This is a genomic window from Streptomyces sp. NPDC048211 (assembly GCF_043202315.1).
Classification (GTDB): Bacteria; Actinomycetota; Actinomycetes; order Streptomycetales; family Streptomycetaceae; genus Streptomyces.
This window is the reverse complement of sequence record NZ_JBIDAD010000006.1, coordinates 200,189-217,040: the sequence shown is the minus strand read 5'-3', so window position 1 is coordinate 217,040 and position 16,852 is coordinate 200,189. Positions and strand designations below refer to the sequence as shown.

At 70.1% G+C, this 16,852-nt stretch carries 12 protein-coding genes; 7 read left to right on the top strand and 5 right to left on the bottom strand.

The window, feature by feature from the left end; genetic code table 11:
* Positions 1-43 precede the first annotated feature (43 nt).
* On the top strand, positions 44-1,036 hold the full coding sequence (locus tag ACGFZA_RS23230) for a GlxA family transcriptional regulator (protein WP_393681599.1): 993 nt from the start codon (positions 44-46) through the stop codon (positions 1,034-1,036).
* A gap of 54 nt (positions 1,037-1,090) precedes the next feature.
* Here ACGFZA_RS23230 and ACGFZA_RS23225 read toward each other — a convergent pair whose 3' ends face one another.
* The 3 genes from ACGFZA_RS23225 to ACGFZA_RS23215 form a co-directional block, all read right to left on the bottom strand.
* A complete protein-coding gene (locus tag ACGFZA_RS23225) occupies positions 1,091-2,389 on the bottom strand; it encodes a M18 family aminopeptidase (RefSeq protein ID WP_385277907.1) in 1,299 nt (432 codons plus the stop codon).
* A gap of 61 nt (positions 2,390-2,450) precedes the next feature.
* Complete coding sequence (locus ACGFZA_RS23220) at positions 2,451-3,122, bottom strand: hypothetical protein (RefSeq protein WP_385277909.1); 672 nt, start codon at positions 3,120-3,122, stop codon at positions 2,451-2,453.
* 217 nt (positions 3,123-3,339) lie between these two features.
* Complete coding sequence (locus ACGFZA_RS23215) at positions 3,340-5,166, bottom strand: acyl-CoA dehydrogenase (protein WP_385277911.1); 1,827 nt, start codon at positions 5,164-5,166, stop codon at positions 3,340-3,342.
* Between the two features lie 208 nt (positions 5,167-5,374).
* Here ACGFZA_RS23215 and ACGFZA_RS23210 point away from each other — a divergent pair, with 208 nt between their 5' ends.
* The 3 genes from ACGFZA_RS23210 (at position 5,375) to ACGFZA_RS23200 (ending at position 8,195) form a co-directional block, all read left to right on the top strand.
* A complete protein-coding gene (locus tag ACGFZA_RS23210) occupies positions 5,375-5,815 on the top strand; it encodes an SseB family protein (protein WP_018522179.1) in 441 nt (146 codons plus the stop codon).
* Between the two features lie 238 nt (positions 5,816-6,053).
* Positions 6,054-7,010 (top strand): pirin family protein, encoded by a 957-nt coding sequence (locus tag ACGFZA_RS23205; RefSeq protein WP_393681595.1) that lies wholly within the window; start codon positions 6,054-6,056, stop codon positions 7,008-7,010.
* A gap of 84 nt (positions 7,011-7,094) precedes the next feature.
* Positions 7,095-8,195, top strand: a complete 1,101-nt coding sequence (locus tag ACGFZA_RS23200; protein WP_385277915.1) for an AI-2E family transporter — start codon at positions 7,095-7,097, stop codon at positions 8,193-8,195.
* A gap of 38 nt (positions 8,196-8,233) precedes the next feature.
* Here the strand turns inward: ACGFZA_RS23200 and ACGFZA_RS23195 are convergent, their stop codons facing one another.
* Complete coding sequence (locus ACGFZA_RS23195) at positions 8,234-10,345, bottom strand: SpoIIE family protein phosphatase (RefSeq protein ID WP_385277917.1); 2,112 nt, start codon at positions 10,343-10,345, stop codon at positions 8,234-8,236.
* Between the two features lie 152 nt (positions 10,346-10,497).
* Here ACGFZA_RS23195 and aspS point away from each other — a divergent pair, with 152 nt between their 5' ends.
* From aspS to ACGFZA_RS23180, 3 genes are all read left to right on the top strand, one after another.
* On the top strand, positions 10,498-12,315 hold the full coding sequence (aspS, locus tag ACGFZA_RS23190; RefSeq protein ID WP_385277919.1) for an aspartate--tRNA ligase: 1,818 nt from the start codon (positions 10,498-10,500) through the stop codon (positions 12,313-12,315).
* A 142-nt stretch (positions 12,316-12,457) separates the two neighbouring features.
* Positions 12,458-13,405 (top strand): intradiol ring-cleavage dioxygenase, encoded by a 948-nt coding sequence (locus tag ACGFZA_RS23185; protein WP_385277921.1) that lies wholly within the window; start codon positions 12,458-12,460, stop codon positions 13,403-13,405.
* Positions 13,406-13,781: 376 nt separating this feature from the next.
* On the top strand, positions 13,782-14,606 hold the full coding sequence (locus ACGFZA_RS23180; RefSeq protein WP_393681591.1) for a L,D-transpeptidase family protein: 825 nt from the start codon (positions 13,782-13,784) through the stop codon (positions 14,604-14,606).
* 539 nt (positions 14,607-15,145) lie between these two features.
* On the opposite strand, the gene metG is transcribed toward ACGFZA_RS23180, so the two are convergent.
* Positions 15,146-16,756, bottom strand: a complete 1,611-nt coding sequence (metG, locus tag ACGFZA_RS23175; protein ID WP_393681589.1) for a methionine--tRNA ligase — start codon at positions 16,754-16,756, stop codon at positions 15,146-15,148.
* Between the last annotated feature and the right edge of the window lie 96 nt (positions 16,757-16,852).

Genomic DNA, 16,852 nt, shown 5'->3' with positions numbered 1-16,852 from the left:
CACAGCCGCGCATGGACCGCAAGGACAGGGAGCCCGGGAGACCGTGAACACCGTCGAACGACTGGTCGTCATCGTTCTCTTCACGGGCGTCGACCTGCTCGATGTCACCGGACCACCCGAGGTGTTCTCCCTCGCGCGCCGCGAGACGGAGGAGGCGGCGGGTTACGACGTGGTCCTCGCCGCCGAGACCACGGACCCGGTCACCACCGCGGCCGGGGTCCGGATCCTCCCCGACCTCACCTTCGACGATCTGGCGGCGAGGAGCATCGACACCCTGCTCGTGCCCGGAGCGGTGGAGGTCGACGGCCGGGGCCGGGTGCATCCGCTCACCGACCCCGCCGTGGTGCGCCGGGTGGCGGAGCTCGCCGGGCGCACGCGCAGGGTCACGTCCGTGTGCGTCGGCGCGCACCTCCTCGCCGCCGCCGGGCTGCTGGACGGCAAGCGGGCCACCACGCACTGGTCGACCGCACAGCGGCTCGCCGCCGACCACCCCCTGGTCGAGGTCGACGCCGATCCGATCTTCATCCGCGAGGGGGACGTGTGGACCGGCGCGGGGATCAGCGCCTGCCTGGATCTGTCGCTCGCCCTCATCGCCGACGATCTGGGCGAGGCCGTCGCGCTGCGGGTGGCCAGACAGCTCGTGATGTACCTGAAGCGGCCGAGCGGGCAGAGCCAGTTCAGCGTTCCGCTGGAACAGGTCGCCACGACCCGGCGCATCGAGGATCTGCGGCACTACATCATGCGCCGCATCGGCGAACCGCTCACCGTCGCGGACCTCGCCGCGTACGGGCACATCGGCGAACGCCAGCTCACCCGGATCTTCAAGTCCGAACTCGGTACGACGCCCCACGCCTACATCGAGTCGGTCCGCGTCGAAAGGGCGCGCAGCAGGCTCGAAACCACCGACGCCACCCTCGAACGGATCGCGTCCGCCTGCGGATTCGGCACCGTCGACACCCTGGTCAGGGCGTTCCGCCGCAGGCTCGACACGACACCGACCGAGTACCGGCGCCGGTTCAGGACCGGCCCGCGATGACGGAGGTTCCCCCGTCCGTCTCGCGTCGGCAGGGGAACCCCGGGGTGTGCGCCGTCAGCCGGCCAGGAACGACACCAGCGCGTTCGCCAGGTGGTACGGGTCGTCGGCGCCGCACAGTTCACGGGCGCTGTGCATGGACAGGATGGCCACACCGATGTCGATCGTCTGGATGCCGTGCCGGGCGGCGGTGATCGGGCCGATCGTCGTGCCGCACGGCATCGCGTTGTTGGAGACGAACGTCTGCCACGGCACGCCCGCCCGCTCGCACGCCTCGGCGAACACGGCCCGGCCGCCGCCGTCGGTGGCGTACCGCATGTTGACGTTGACCTTGAGGATCGGTCCGCCGTTGACGACCGGGTGGTGCGTCGGGTCGTGGCGCTCACCGTAGTTGGGGTGGATCGCGTGGCCGGTGTCCGAGGAGAGGCAGACGGTGCCGGCGAAGGCGCGGGCCCGGTCCTCGTACGTACCGCCGCGGGCGAACACCGAGCGCTCCAGGACCGTGCCGAGCAGCGGTCCGTCCGCGCCGGTGTCGGACTGGGAGCCGTTCTCCTCGTGGTCGAAGGCGGCCAGCACCGGGATGTACGGGATCTCGGCGTCGGGCTGCCCGGCGACGGCGGCGAGCGCCGCGGTCGCCGCGTGCACGGAGAGCAGGTTGTCCATGCGCGGACCGGCCACCAGCTCGCGGTCGCGGCCCAGGTAGGACGGTGCCTCGACGGGGTGCGGCATCAGGTCCCAGCCGGTGATGTCCTCGGCGTCGACGCCCGCCTCCTCGGCGACGAAGCGGATGAGGTCACCCTCCTCGACGTCACCGAGTCCCCAGATGGGCTGCATGTGCTTCTGACGGTCGAGCTTGAGTCCTTCGGTGTTGGCCGACCGGTCCAGGTGCACGGCCAGCTGCGGGACGCGCAGCAGCGGCCGGTCGATGTCGACCAGCCGGTGCGTGCCGTCGCGCAGGGAGATCCGCCCGGCGAGACCGAGGTCGCGGTCCAGCCAGGTGTTGAGGAGCGTGCCGCCGTAGATCTCCACGGCGATCTGCCGCCAGCCGTACGCACCGGTGTCGGGCAGCGGCTTCACCCGCAGGTTCGGCGAGTCGGTGTGCGCGCCCACGATCCGGAACGGGGTGTGCGCTCCGGCGCCCTCCGGCACGTACCAGGCCACGATCGCGCCACCGCGCAGGACGTACTTCCCGCCGGTGGTGCCGTCCCAGGCCGCAGTCTCCTCGACCTGCCGGAAACCGGCCTTCTCCAGCCTCGCCGCGGCACTCGCCACGGCGTGGTACGGGGAGGGGGCGGACATCAGGAAGGCCATCAGATCGTCGGTGTGGCCGCGGTCGAACCGGGGGGAGGAACTCATGTTCTTCACTGTAACCAGACCCGGCCGGGAGGATTCACCGTCGCCCCCCGGCACCCCGCAGCTATTGTCCGGTCAGCGCCGAGGACGGCTTCTCGCCGTTCTGCGCCTGCTGGGCACGCTCGGCGAACATGGCGGCGAAGTCCTTCACCTCCTGGTCGGAGACGGCCTTCTTGCCCTGGGTGCCGGTGCTGACGCCGAGCACCGTCGTGCCGACCCGGAGCTGGGTGATGGTGGCCGGTCCGCCCATCGTGCCCATCTCGGCGCGGTTGGCCACGTGTTCGCTGCCCGGATCGCCGATGTCGACCGGCACCGCGCCCACACCGACCCGGTCCCCGCCGTAGTACTCGGCCAGAGCGTCATAGGCGGCGTCGGCGGTCTTCTCGTCCTCGTAGGCGAGCGTCCAGAAGTTGAGCGAGGTGCCGTCGGGCTTGCGTGCGTAGGCCGAGGCGCCCCAGAAGGTGATGTGGTCGCACGCCGTCGCGCGCTTCTTCTTGTTCACCGACAGGCATACCGACGGGGGGAACTCCGGGTTCGGCTCCTGGGCGTCCGGCACCAGCACGCTCCGCCAGCCCGGCACCGCCTTCGCGTCCGGCAGGACCGAGGAGACCTCCGCCTTGCCGAGCGCCTTCGTGGCGCCGCCCTCGTCGTCCCCGCTGCCGCAGCCCGCGAGCAGCAGCGCGGCCGCCCCGGCCGCCGCGCCCCGTATGTACCACCGCTTGCCCATACGCCTCATGCGCCGGCCTCCCCCTCGGAATCGGGTTCGATCATAGGGAAGGCGCGGGCGGAGGCTGCCGGAGCCTGCCGATCGCCGTCGGACCGATACCGCTGCCGTACGGCGCGGAGAGCTGAGCCGGCACCCGCGTCCGGCGCACCCGGCCCCTACGACAGCACCGCCACCCGGAAGCGTCTCCGAGTGGCGGTGCGTGCCGAAGGTCCTGCGGCGGAAGGGCCTAGAACGCGGCCTCGTCCAGCTCCATCAGGGAGTTGTCCACGGCCTCGGCCAGCGCGCGCTCGGCGCCGACGCCCGGCAGGATGTTCGCGGCGAAGAACTTCGCGGCGGCGATCTTGCCCTGGTAGAAGGCGACGTCCTTCGGGGAGGCGGTCGGCAGCTTCTCGGCGGCCACGGCCGCGCCCTTGAGCAGCAGGTAACCGACGACGACGTCGCCGGAAGCCAGCAGCAGACGGGTCGAGTTGAGGCCGACCTTGTAGATGTTCTTGACGTCCTCGCCGGTCGCGGTGAGGTCGGTGATCATCGTGCCGACGATCGCCTCCAGGTCCACGGCCGCCTTCGCGAGGTGGTCCAGCGCGCCGGACAGCTCCTCGTTGCCCTGCGCGCCCGCGAGGAACTTCTTGATCTCCTCGGAGAGCGTGTTGAGCGAGGCACCCTGGTCGCGGACGATCTTCCGGAAGAAGAAGTCCTGGCCCTGGATGGCCGTCGTGCCCTCGTACAGCGTGTCGATCTTGGCGTCACGGATGTACTGCTCGATCGGGTACTCCTGGAGGTACCCCGAGCCGCCGAAGGTCTGGAGCGACTGCGCCAGCTGCTCGTACGACTTCTCGGAGCCGTAGCCCTTCACGATCGGGAGCAGCAGGTCGTTGAGACCGTGCAGCGCCTTCGCGTCCTCGCCCGCGGCCTCCTTCTCCTGGATCGCGTCCTGGACGGAGGCGGTGTACAGGACGAGGGAGCGCATGCCCTCGGCGTACGCCTTCTGCGTCATGAGCGAGCGGCGCACGTCGGGGTGGTGCGTGATGGTGACCTTGGGGGCCGTCTTGTCCATGAACTGCGACAGGTCGGTGCCCTGGACGCGCTCCTTGGCGTACTCCAGGGCGTTGAGGTACCCCGTGGAGAGCGTCGCGATGGCCTTCGTGCCGACCATCATGCGGGCGAACTCGATGATGCGGAACATCTGGCGGATGCCGTCGTGCTTGTCGCCGATCAGCCAGCCCTTGGCGGGGTGCTGGTCGCCGAAGGTCATCTCGCAGGTGTTGGACGCCTTGAGGCCCATCTTGTGCTCGACGTTGGTCGCGTACACGCCGTTGCGCTCGGCCAGTTCGCCGGTGGTCCAGTCGAAGTGGAACTTCGGGACCATGAAGAGCGAGAGGCCCTTGGTGCCGGGTCCTGCGCCCTCGGGACGGGCCAGCACGTAGTGGATGATGTTCTCGGACATGTCGTGCTCGCCCGAGGTGATGAAGCGCTTCACACCCTCGATGTGCCAGGAGCCGTCCTCCTGCTCGACGGCCTTCGTGCGGCCCGCGCCGACGTCGGAGCCGGCGTCCGGCTCGGTCAGCACCATCGTCGAGCCCCACTGCTTCTCGACGGCGATCTCGGCGATCTTCTTCTGCGCCTCGTTGCCCTCGTCGAAGAGGATGCCGGCGAACGCCGGGCCGGAGGAGTACATCCACACGGCCGGGTTGGCGCCGAGCAGCAGCTCCGCGTAACCCCAGATCAGGGAGCGCGGCGAGGTGGTGCCGCCGATCTCCTCGGGCAGGCCCAGGCGCCAGTACTCGGAGTCCATGAAGGCCTGGTACGACTTCTTGAAGGAGGCCGGGACCGGTGCGGTGTTGGTCTCCGGGTCGAAGACCGGCGGGTTGCGGTCGGCGTCGGCGAAGGAGTCGGCGAGCTCGTTCTCCGCGAGGCGGGCGACCTCGTCGAGGATGCTCTTCGCGGTCTCGACGTCCATCTCCGCGAACGGACCGGTGCCGTACAGCTTGTCGCGCCCGAGGACCTCGAAGAGGTTGAACTCGATGTCGCGGAGATTCGACTTGTAGTGCCCCATGGGAAGGCTCCGTAATCAATAGCAGTGGCGCGCAGCGCCCCGTGGAGGAGTGAGGATCGGGCGACGGGCCGGCGGATGACCGGGTCTGCCGCACCGCCGGGAACCTGGCGGGCCCCAGACGTATCAGCTGACCTTTACGATGATGCTACCCGTCAGTAATAAGACGCAACCCCTCAACGGCCAGATGTGTCCGATTACTCTTTGCCTCATGTACGGCTACGACCAGAACCAGGGCGCACAGCAGCCGATGGGTGGCGGCTACGGCGAGCAGCCGCTGTATCCCGAACCCTCGCCGCCCTCGCTGGGCGACGCGGTACGGGCCTTCACGACCGGCTCGCTGGCCGCCGAGGACTTCCAGCAGATCTTCGCGACGTCGAAGGTCTACTGTCCGCGGGGCGACAATCCGGGCTTTCTCGCGCTGCACAACACCCAGCAGCCCGTGATCCCGATGTTCACCACGCTCAAGGAGCTGAGGCTGTACGCGGGCAAGGAGTCCAAGTACTTCGTGATCACCGGGGCCGAGGTGATCGACCTGCTGCCCACCGGCTACGGCTTCGTCCTGGACATGGAGGGTGAGCACCGCATGGTCTTCGACGCCAAGGCCGTGGAGCAGATGGTCGACTTCGCGATGCGCCGCATGTATGGCTAGGACCTAGACGCCATTGCTGCGCAGACGGCTGATCGCCGTCCTTCGGGAAGGGGCCCGTACCGCTCGGCGGTACGGGCCCCTTCTGCTGCCCCTCCCGCTGCCCTTCCGCCGGTCCCTCCGTCGCCCCCGTCCGCCGCTCCGGATGGGCGCGGGAACGGGCCGGGAATGGATGACGCCTTGCAGGATGTTCACCATTCAACTAAATTGGTTCCAGAACAGTCCCCCGGAGGTGGCTCTCATGCCCGCAGTGACCGTCGAAAACCCGCTGACCCTGCCCAAGGTCGCCGCCGCCGGCGACGCCGTGGCCCGCCCCGTGCTCGCCGTGACCACGGCTCCGAGCGGGTTCGAGGGCGAGGGCTTCCCGGTCCGCCGCGCCTTCGCGGGGATCAACTACAAGTACCTCGACCCGTTCATCATGATGGACCAGATGGGTGAGGTGGAGTACGCCGCCGGAGAGCCGAAGGGCACCCCGTGGCACCCCCACCGCGGCTTCGAGACCGTGACGTACCTGATCGACGGCACCTTCGTGCACCAGGACTCCAACGGGGGCGGCGGCACCATCCAGAACGGCGACACCCAGTGGATGACGGCCGGATCCGGGCTGCTCCACATCGAGGCGCCGCCGGAGTCCCTCGTCATGTCGGGCGGCCTCTTCCACGGCCTCCAGCTCTGGGTGAACCTGCCCAAGGCCGACAAGATGATGGCCCCGCGCTACCAGGACATCCGCGGCGGCCAGGTCCAGCTGCTCGCCTCCCCGGACGGCGGCGCGCTGCTCCGGGTGATCGCGGGCGAGCTCGACGGCCACGAGGGCCCGGGCGTCACCCACACCCCCATCACGATGATCCACGCCACCGTGCGCCCCGGCGCCGAGGTGACGCTGCCGTGGCGCGAGGACTTCAACGGCCTCGCGTACGTGCTCGCCGGCCGCGGCAGCGTCGGTGCGGAGCGCCGTCCCGTCCACGTGGGCCAGACCGCGGTCTTCGGCACCGGCTCCTCGCTGACCGTCCGCGCGGACGAGCAGCAGGACGGCAACACCCCGGACCTGGAGGTCGTGCTGCTCGGCGGCCGTCCCATCCGGGAGCCGATGGCGCACTACGGGCCGTTCGTGATGAACAGCCAGGCCGAACTGAAGCAGGCTTTCGAGGACTTCCAGGCCGGCCGTCTCGGCTCGGTGCCCGCCGTCCACGGAATGTGAGCCCCGCCGCCGCCGTATGACGGTCCATCACTCGTACGGCGGCACGGGCGGGACATCGCTCCCGTGGCGTGATCGGGTGAGAGGGTGCAGACCCAGAAGCCCCTCCTGCCCGATGTCGCCCGGCGCACGGCTGCCTGGTGCGGTGTCGTCCTCCTGGTCGCCGGTGTCGCGGCCGTCGCCATCTTCCTGTGCATCATCCTCAAGACCGCCGTCACCCCGGTCCTGCTCGCGCTGCTCGGTACGGCGCTGCTCGGCCCGGTCCACCGCCGGATGACCGCCCACGGGGTGAACCGGTCCGTGGCAGCCGGGGTCACCTGTGCCCTGCTCGTGGCGGTGGGCGGTGGTGCGGGTTACATCGTCGTGGCGGCGCTCATCGAGACCGGCGACCAGATCGTCGACTCGCTCAAGGACGCCGGACAGTGGGTCATCGACCACTTCGGGCTGGAGGACGGCGCGAACGTCGACGCCCTCGCGGACAACGCCAAGAAGCTCGTCGAGAAGTTCGGGGCGAGCGCCGCGGGCGGGATCCTCTCCGGTATCAGCCTCGTCGGCTCGTTCCTCGCCACCGCCGTGCTCTCCCTCCTGCTGACCTTCTTCTTCCTGCGCGACTCGGACCGGGCCGTGAACCTCGCCCACACCATCGCCCCGCGCGGCACCGGGGACCTGGTCGAGGCGATGGGGCGGCGGGCGTTCGAGGCCGTCGAAGGATTCATGCGCGGGACGACGTTCATCGCGCTCATCGACGCGGTCTGCATCACCATCGGTCTGCTGATCCTGCGCGTGCCCGGTGCGGTGGGGCTGGGGGCACTGGTCTTCGTCGGGGCGTACATCCCCTACCTGGGCGCCTTCCTCTCGGGGGCCGTCGCGGTTCTGGTGGCGCTGGCGGACCGGGGGTTCACGATCGCGCTCTGGGCGCTCGGAGTCGTCCTCGCCGTCCAGGTGCTGGAGGGGCATGTGCTGCAGCCGATGATCCAGAGCCGGACCGTGCAGATGCATCCCGCCATGATCCTCATCGCGCTGACCGCCGGGGCGAGCGTGGCGGGTCTGCTGGGGATGCTGCTGGCGGTGCCGGTGTGCGCCGCGGTCTTCGGCATCATCGGTGAACTGCGCGGGAACCGCGCCGAGGACCCGCACCCGCCCGCCGAGCCGCCCGGTGGGACCGTGCCACCGCCCGCAGGGTCGTAGGGCGCGGGCGCCCCGGCCAACGGCCCGCCACGCCCCGGCTACGGCTGCGGCTCCGCCTCCACCGACTCGTACAGCTCGAACCAGATCGACTTCCCCGCGCCCCGGGGATCCACCCCCCAGGCATCGGCGAGCATCTCCATCAGCACCAGGCCCCGGCCGCTGGACGCCATCTCGCCGGGCCGCCGCTTGTGCGGCAGCTCGTCACTGCCGTCCGACACCTCGACCCGCAGCCGCCGCCTGCCGTGCTCCCCGCTCGCCTGCGCGACCATCAGCGCGTCGCCGTCCGTGTGGACCAGCACGTTCGTGGCCATCTCGGAGACCATCAGCACGGCCGAGTCGACCTGCTCCGGGTCCGCCCAGTCGTGCAGCAGCTCGCGCATCAGCGTGCGGGCCGCGGCGATCCGCTCCGGTTCGGCCTGGGCGATGGTCAACGCGGTCCGCCGGGGCGCGGCCGGGTGCGCCGTGGAGACCTCGCGGCGCAGCAGCAGGACCGCTATGTCGTCCTCGCGGCGGTCGGCGAGCGGTCCCGTCGTGTAGTGCGAGGCCGGTCCGTGCACGGCCTGCACCAGCTCGTCCGCGAGCTTCTCCAGATCGTCGGTGTGCCGCTCCAGGACCGGCCGGAGCCGGACCCAGCCGGTGGCCAGGTCGTGCCCGCCGGTCTCGATCAGCCCGTCCGTGCACAGCATGATCGTTTCTCCGGCCTCCAGCGTGATCCGGGTCATGGGGTAGTCCGCGTCGGCCTCGATGCCGAGCGGCAGCCCGCCCTGGGTCTGCCGGATGACGGCCGTGCCGTCGCCGGTCATGACCACGGGATCGGGGTGGCCGGCCCGCGCGATGTCGAGCGTGCCGGTGTCCGGGTCCGCCTCCGCGTACAGGCAGGTCGCGAAGCGCGCCCCCGACTGCTCGTCCTCCTCGTAGGCGTCGGTGAGCCCGGACAGGAAGCGTGAGGCGCGCGAGAGCACCGCGTCCGGGCGGTGCCCCTCGGAGGCGTACGCGCGCAGGGCGATCCGCAGCTGGCCCATCAGCCCCGCGGCGCGCACGTCATGCCCCTGGACGTCACCGATGACGAGCGCGATGCGGCCGCTGGGGAGCGGGATCATGTCGTACCAGTCGCCGCCCACCTGGAGGCCGCCCCCGGTCGGGACGTACCGGGCGGCCACCGTCATCCCCGGGATGTCGGGCCCCAGGGAGGGCATCATCGAGCGCTGGAGCCCCAGCGAGAGTTCCCGCTCCGTCTCCGCGACCCCGGCCCTGGTGAGCGCCTGGGCGAGCATCCGGGCCACGGTCGTCAGCACCGACCGCTCGTCCGGCGAGAAGGACACCGGATGCCGGAACCCGGCCATCCAGGTGCCCATGGTGCGGCCCGCCGTGACCAGGGGGAGAAAGGCCCAGGAGCGGCGTCCGAACCGCCGGGCGAGCGGCCACGTGGCCGGGTAGCGGTCGCGGTAGTCGGCGGGGGACGGCAGATAGACCGCCCGCCCGGTCCGTACGACCTCGGCGGCCGGGTAGTCCGTCTCCAGCGGCATGTCGCTGAAGGGTCCCTCGTCGCCCATGTTGTGCCCGTGGTGCCCGATGATCGTCAGCCGTTCGCCCTCGACTCCGAAGACCGCCAGCCCGTCCGGTGAGAAGCCGGGCATGGAGAGCGAGTAGGCCACGCGCAGTACCTCGGCCGTCGAGCGGGCCTCGGCCAGCGCCCGTCCCGCGTCGAGCAGGAACGCCTCGCGCGAGCGCCGCCAGTCGCCGGTGATCGGGGTGTGCACCCCCGTGGCGCCGGGCTGCGGTTCGGCGACCTCCTGAAGAGTGCCGACCAGGATGTAGTCCGCCTCGTCGGCCGCCCCGTCGCCCGCATCGGACGGGAGCGGTTTGGAGCGGCTGCGTACGGTACGCAGCACCCGGCCGTGCTCGTCCACGATCCGCACCCGGGACTCGGCGAGCGTGCCCTCGGCGACCGCGAGGTTCACCACCCCGTAGATCTCGTTCCAGTCGACGGGATGGAAGCGGGAACGTACTTCCGACTCGCGGTAGACCCCGGCCTCGGCGGGCAGCGCGAGCATCCGGGCCGCTTCCGCGTCCAGCGTGACCGTCCCGGCCCGGTTGTCCCAGCGCCACAGACCGGTCGCGGTGGCGGCCAGGACTTCCTCGGTGCGCATTGCCCCACTTTAAACCGGCCTGTGCCTGCGGGGCAGCGCCGAGGGCCGGTCGGCGATCTTGATACGGACAATGACAATGAAACGGTCCGGTCGCGGGCGGTAGCCTGGGGTGGCTGAATCCGCCCCCAACCGCGAAGACTGGATGAACGACGATGCATCGGTACAGGTCCCACACCTGCGGCGAGCTCCGCGCCTCTGACGTCGGCACCGACGTCCGGCTGAGCGGCTGGCTGCACAATCGCCGAGACCTGGGTGGCATCCTCTTCATCGATCTGCGCGACCACTACGGTCTGGTGCAGCTCGTCGCCCGCCCCGGCACCCCCGGCAACGACGCCCTGGCGAAGCTGACCAAGGAGACCGTCGTACGGATCGACGGCAAGGTCTCCGCCCGCGGCGCCGACAACGTCAACCCGGAGCTCTCGACCGGTGAGATCGAGATCGAGGTCACCGAGGTCGAGGTGCTGGGCGAGGCCGCCCCGCTGCCCTTCACGATCAACGCCGAGGACGGGGTCAACGAGGAGCGGCGCCTGGAGTACCGCTTCCTCGACCTGCGCCGCGAGCGCATGCACCGCAACATCATGCTGCGCTCGTCCGTCATCGCCTCCATCCGCTCCAAGATGGTGGCCCTCGGCTTCAACGAGATGGCGACCCCGATCCTCGCCGCGACGTCCCCCGAGGGCGCCCGTGACTTCGTGGTCCCGTCCCGTCTGAACCCGGGCAAGTTCTACGCCCTCCCGCAGGCGCCGCAGCAGTTCAAGCAGCTGCTGATGATCTCCGGCTTCGACCGCTACTTCCAGATCGCACCGTGCTTCCGCGACGAGGACGCCCGCGCCGACCGTTCGCCCGGCGAGTTCTACCAGCTCGACGTCGAGATGTCGTTCGTCGAGCAGGAGGACGTCTTCCAGCCGATCGAGAAGCTCATGACCGAGCTCTTCGAGGAGTACGGCAACGGCCGCCACGTGACCTCGCCGTTCCCGCGCATCCCGTTCCGCGAGTCGATGCTGAAGTACGGCAACGACAAGCCGGACCTGCGGGCCAAGCTGGAGCTCGTCGACATCTCCGACATCTTCGCGGACTCGGAGTTCAAGGCCTTCGCCGGCAAGCACGTCCGCGCTCTTCCGGTGCCGGACACCGCGGGCCAGTCCCGGAAGTTCTTCGACGGCCTCGGCGCGTACGCGGTCGAGCACGGCGCCAAGGGCCTCGCCTGGGTCCGCGTCGGCGAGGACGGCACGCTGGCGGGACCGATCGCCAAGTTCCTCACCGAGACGGACATCAAGACCCTCACCGAGCGGCTGTCCCTCGTTCCCGGCCACGCCGTCTTCTTCGGCGCGGGCGAGTTCGACGAGGTCTCCAAGATCATGTCCGTCGTCCGCGTCGAGGCCGCCAAGCGCGCCGGTCACTTCGAGGAGGGCGTCTTCCGCTTCTGCTGGATCGTCGACTTCCCGATGTACGAGAAGGACGAGGACACCGGCAAGATCGACTTCTCGCACAACCCGTTCTCCATGCCCCAGGGCGGCATGAAGGACCTGGAGGAGAAGGACCCGCTCGACATCCTGGCGTGGCAGTACGACATCGTCTGCAACGGCATCGAGCTGTCCTCCGGCGCCATCCGTAACCACGAGCCCGAGGTCATGCTGAAGGCCTTCGAGATCGCCGGCTACGAGGCGGAGACCGTCGAGCGGGAGTTCGCGGGCATGCTGCGCGCGTTCCGCCTCGGCGCCCCGCCGCACGGTGGCATCGCCCCGGGAGTCGACCGCATCGTGATGCTGCTGGCCGACGAGCCCAACATCCGCGAGACCATCGCCTTCCCGCTCAACGGCAACGCCCAGGACCTGATGATGGGCGCCCCGAGCGAGCTGGACGAGACCCGCCTGCGCGAGCTGAACATCCAGCTCCGCAAGCCGGTCGCGCAGGCCAAGGAGAAGGCGGAGGCCAAGGACTCCGTGGCGAGGGACACCGGCGCGAAGTAGGCGTCAGCGGTTCCGCTTCGGTTCCACGTGAAACAGTCCCCGGCCGCCCGGCCGGGGACTGCTTTCGTGTGCATGGTGGACGCACAGGAACGCACAGCCCGTGCCCATGTCCCTGCCAGCTGGGCTGCCTAGCCTCCTCCGCATGACAGAGACTCAAGGACCCGCACACAAGAAGGACTTGACCCGGCGCCGCATGATGATCGGCGGCGGAGCCATCGTCGCCGCGGCCGGGATCGGGGCCGGGGCCGTAGCGAACGCCTCGCCGGGGGAGAGCGGCGGCACGGGGAAGAAGGGCGGCTCCGGTCAGGGAGAGGTGTGTTACCGGCTCACCTCGGAGACCACCGAGGGCCCGTACTACATCGATGCCGACAAGATCCGTAAGGACATCACCGAGGACAAGGAGGGCATCCCGATGACCCTCCGGCTCAAGGTGATCGACACCGACACCTGCAAGCCCGTCAAGCAGGCGGCCGTAGACATCTGGCACTGCGACGCCCTGGGCGTCTACTCCGGCTACGAGAGCATGAGCCAGGGCGGCCCCGGCGGTGGGGGCACCCCGCCGAGCGGTGCCCCCACGGACGCCCCGACCGGCACCCCGACGGACGCCCCCACCGGTACGCCCCCGACCGGCACGCCCCCGTCCGGAGGCCCGGGCGGTGGCGGCGGACACAGCGAACCGACCGACGACGAGCGCTACCTGCGCGGCACCCGGCTCACCGACAAGCACGGCTACGTGGAGTTCAAGACGATCTTCCCGGGCTGGTACCAGGGCCGCGCCGTGCACATCCACACCAAGGTGCACGTCGGCGGGAAGATGACGGACGCCGGGTACGAGGGCGGGCACACCTGCCACACCGGCCAGTTCTTCTTCGCGGAGTCCGCGGTCCTCGACTCGGCGAAGGTCGCACCGTACTCCGCCAGCACCACCACCCGTACGACCCTGACCGAGGACACCATCTACGACCAGAGCGGTGTCACGGGCGGGCTGCTGAAGCTCTCGTACCGGAAGAACCACATGGCGCGCGGCGTCGTCGGCTCGATCACGATGGGCGTGGACCCGGACGAGACGCACGACGGAACCGGGATGTGATCACGCCCCGACGCACCCCTCTCCTGTGCACCCCTCTCCGGTGCACCCCGCGCTGATCACCCCGCACCCCTCCTCCTCGCGCTGATCCGCACGTATCACCGCAGCCTCCTCAGGCCTCCGTTCCCCCGCGGAGACGAAGGGCCCGGCACCGGATATCCACCCCGGTCCCGGGCTCTTCGCGCTGCCCGGCGACACATGGCTGCGCGCATACAAGTACAGGAATCACCCGAACGGTGAGACCCGGATGGCCCCGGTACCGGATTGGCGGGCTTCCGCTGCGGCAAAGACTGCCTGGGCCGACCCCGGTACGGCGGATGGCGAGGACCGCGTCCGCAGGGCCTCCGCGGTCGCCCCACCGACCGCTGAGGAGCCCTCCGTGCCCGAGCCCCGTGTTCCGCTGCGCCTGCCCTTCGTCGTCTGTGCCGCGCTCCTGCTGCTGCTGGCCGGGTGCGGGGCGGGCACCCTGGCCGGTACGGACGGGAGCGGTGCCACGACGAAGGCGGAGGGCGCCACCGGCGTACCGGGTCCGCCCGGTGCGGCCGGTGCACCCGGGCGGACCCGGGCGGCCGGCGTGGCGCCCACACCGTCACCACCGCCGGCCCCGCCGCGGGAGATCCCGGGGCTGGGGCCGCAGACCCGCGCGCAGATCCCGGCCGGGGCCCACCAGGCGTTCGTCGTCACCGGCCAGTCGCCGGACTCCAACCGTTCCACGGCCGTGCTCTACACCCGGGACGACCCGGCCGTCGGCTGGCGTGCGGCCCTGGCTCCCTGGCCCGCGCACAACGCCCTGAACGGCTGGACGGCCGAGCACTGGGAGGGCGACCTGCGCTCGCCCGTGGGCGTCTTCACCCTGACCGCGGCGGGAGGCCGCCTCGATCCCCCGGAGACCGCCTTCCCGTACGACCTGAGCCCGGACTTCAAGGCGGAGGGCGAGGGCTTCCACGGGGAGCCGCTGGAGGGCTCCTTCGACTATGTGATCGCCATCGACTACAACCGCGTCCCCGGCACCTCGCCCCTGGACCACACCCGCCCCCTGGGTGAGGAACGAGGCGGCGGCATCTGGATCCACGTCGACCACGGCGGCCCCACCCAGGGCTGCGTCTCGGTCACCGAGGACCGGATGAAGGAGCTGCTGGGCGTCCTCGACCCGGCGAAGGAGCCGGTCATCGTGATGGGGGACGCGGCGTCGCTGAGCCGCTGAGGCCCCTTCGCCTGTCGGTTGCCCCCGGTCCGGGGCGCGGGTCTTCGTCCTCAAGCGCCGGACGGGCTTGGTGTGGGCGCCGAGCCCGTGGGGTGCGCCTGCGCTTGTGGGTCCGGGGTCCCTCCGGGGCGTCTCCTCAAACGACGAACGTTTCCGGTCTCACGCAGAGGACCCCGGTATGTGTTCGTCGTTCTGCGGGGACGCCCCTGCACGCCTCCGAACCCGAGCCCGTCGTGCGCCGGAACCCTCGGTTCTTTCACCGGTGGTGTCGCGTGGGTGCGGGCGCACGACGGGCTCGGGTGGGGCCGTGCAGGGGCGTCCCCGCAGGAAATTGGCGTACTACCCGGCCCCCGCAACGTGTCCGGGTGCCACGCCGGTTTCTGAGGAGACGCCCCGGAGGGGCCCCGCCCCCACCCACAGGCGCAGGCGCACCCCCACGGGGCTCGGCGCCCACAGCCAAGCCCGTCCGGCGCTTGAGGACAAAGACCCAAGCCCCGGACGGGACAGGCGACAACCAAGGACCAGGCCCCGCAAGGGGCCTACGGCTTCTCCTCCAGACGCGGGAACAGCACCGCGCCCTTCGTCACCGTGGCACCCGGACGCAGCAGACCCCACGTGCCCGCGTCCTGCACGTGCTGGTCGGACAGCGCGCCCAGGGACTCCTCGGCGCCCAGCGACTCCCACAGCTTCTGCGAGGTGTCCGGCATGACCGGGTTCAGCAGGACCGCGACACCGCGCAGTGCCTCGGAGGCCGTGTACAGGATGGTCGCGAGGCGGGCCTTGCCCTCCGGCGACTCGTCCTTGGCGACCTTCCACGGCTCCTGCTCCGTGATGTAGCCGTTGACCTGCTTCACGAAGTCGAAGACCGCCAGGATGCCGCCCTGGAAGTCCAGCTCCTCGCCGATCTTCCGGTCGGCCGTGGTGACGGCCTTGACCAGGCCCTCCTGGACCGCCTGCTCGGCCTCGCCCGCGGCCGTGGCCTCGGGGAGCACGCCGCCGTAGTACTTGCCGACCATGGCCGCGAGGCGCGAGGCCAGGTTGCCGTAGTCGTTGGCGAGCTCGGAGGTGTAGCGGGCGGTGAAGTCCTCCCAGGAGAACGAGCCGTCACTGCCGTACGCGATGGCCCGCAGGAAGTACCAGCGGTAGGCGTCCACGCCGAAGTGCGAGGTCAGGTCCTGCGGCTTGATGCCCGTCAGATTCGACTTCGACATCTTCTCGCCGCCGACCATCAGCCAGCCGTTGGCGACGACCTTGCCGGGCAGCGGCAGACCCTGCGCCATCAGCATCGCCGGCCAGATGACCGAGTGGAAGCGCAGGATGTCCTTGCCGATCAGGTGCACGTTCGCCGGGAACGTACCGTCGAACTTCTCCTGGTTGGCGCCGTAGCCGACCGCCGTCGCGTAGTTGAGCAGCGCGTCGACCCACACGTAGATGACGTGCTTGTCGTCCCACGGGACCGGGACGCCCCAGTCGAACGTCGAGCGGGAGATCGACAGGTCCTGCAGGCCCTGCTTGACGAAGTTCACGATCTCGTTGCGCGCGGACTCCGGCTGGATGAAGCCGGGGTTGGCCGCGTAGAACTCCATCAGCTTCGGGCCGTACTCGCTGAGCTTGAAGAAGTAGTTCTCCTCCTTGAGGAGCTCCACCGGCTTCTTGTGGATCGGGCACAGCTTCGTGCCGTCCTCGGCCTCGATCAGGTCGCCGGGGAGCTTGTACTCCTCGCAGCCGACGCAGTACGGGCCTTCGTACCCGCCCTTGTAGATCTGGTCCTTGTCGTACAGGTCCTGCACGAACTCCTGCACACGGTCGGTGTGCCGCTTCTCCGTCGTACGGATGAAGTCGTCGTTCGCGATGTTCAGGTGCTCCCAGAGGGGCTTCCACGCCTCCTCGACGAGCTTGTCGCACCACGCCTGGGGCGTGACGTTGTTCGCCTCGGCCGTGCGCATGATCTTCTGACCGTGCTCGTCCGTGCCGGTGAGGTACCACACCTTCTCGCCGCGCTGACGGTGCCAGCGGGTGAGCACGTCGCCTGCGACGGTCGTGTAGGCGTGGCCCAGGTGAGGAGCGTCGTTGACGTAGTAAATGGGGGTCGACACGTAGAAACTCTTCACGTCGTCGCCCCCCTGCTTCTCTGATCCAGTGGCCGCCATGGTCGAAATCCTAACGGTCCGGGGGAGATCCACTCACACCCATAAACCCGGCGGGGGATGCGGAGAGCTTTGCGAAACATCTCTTCCGGTAGCAAA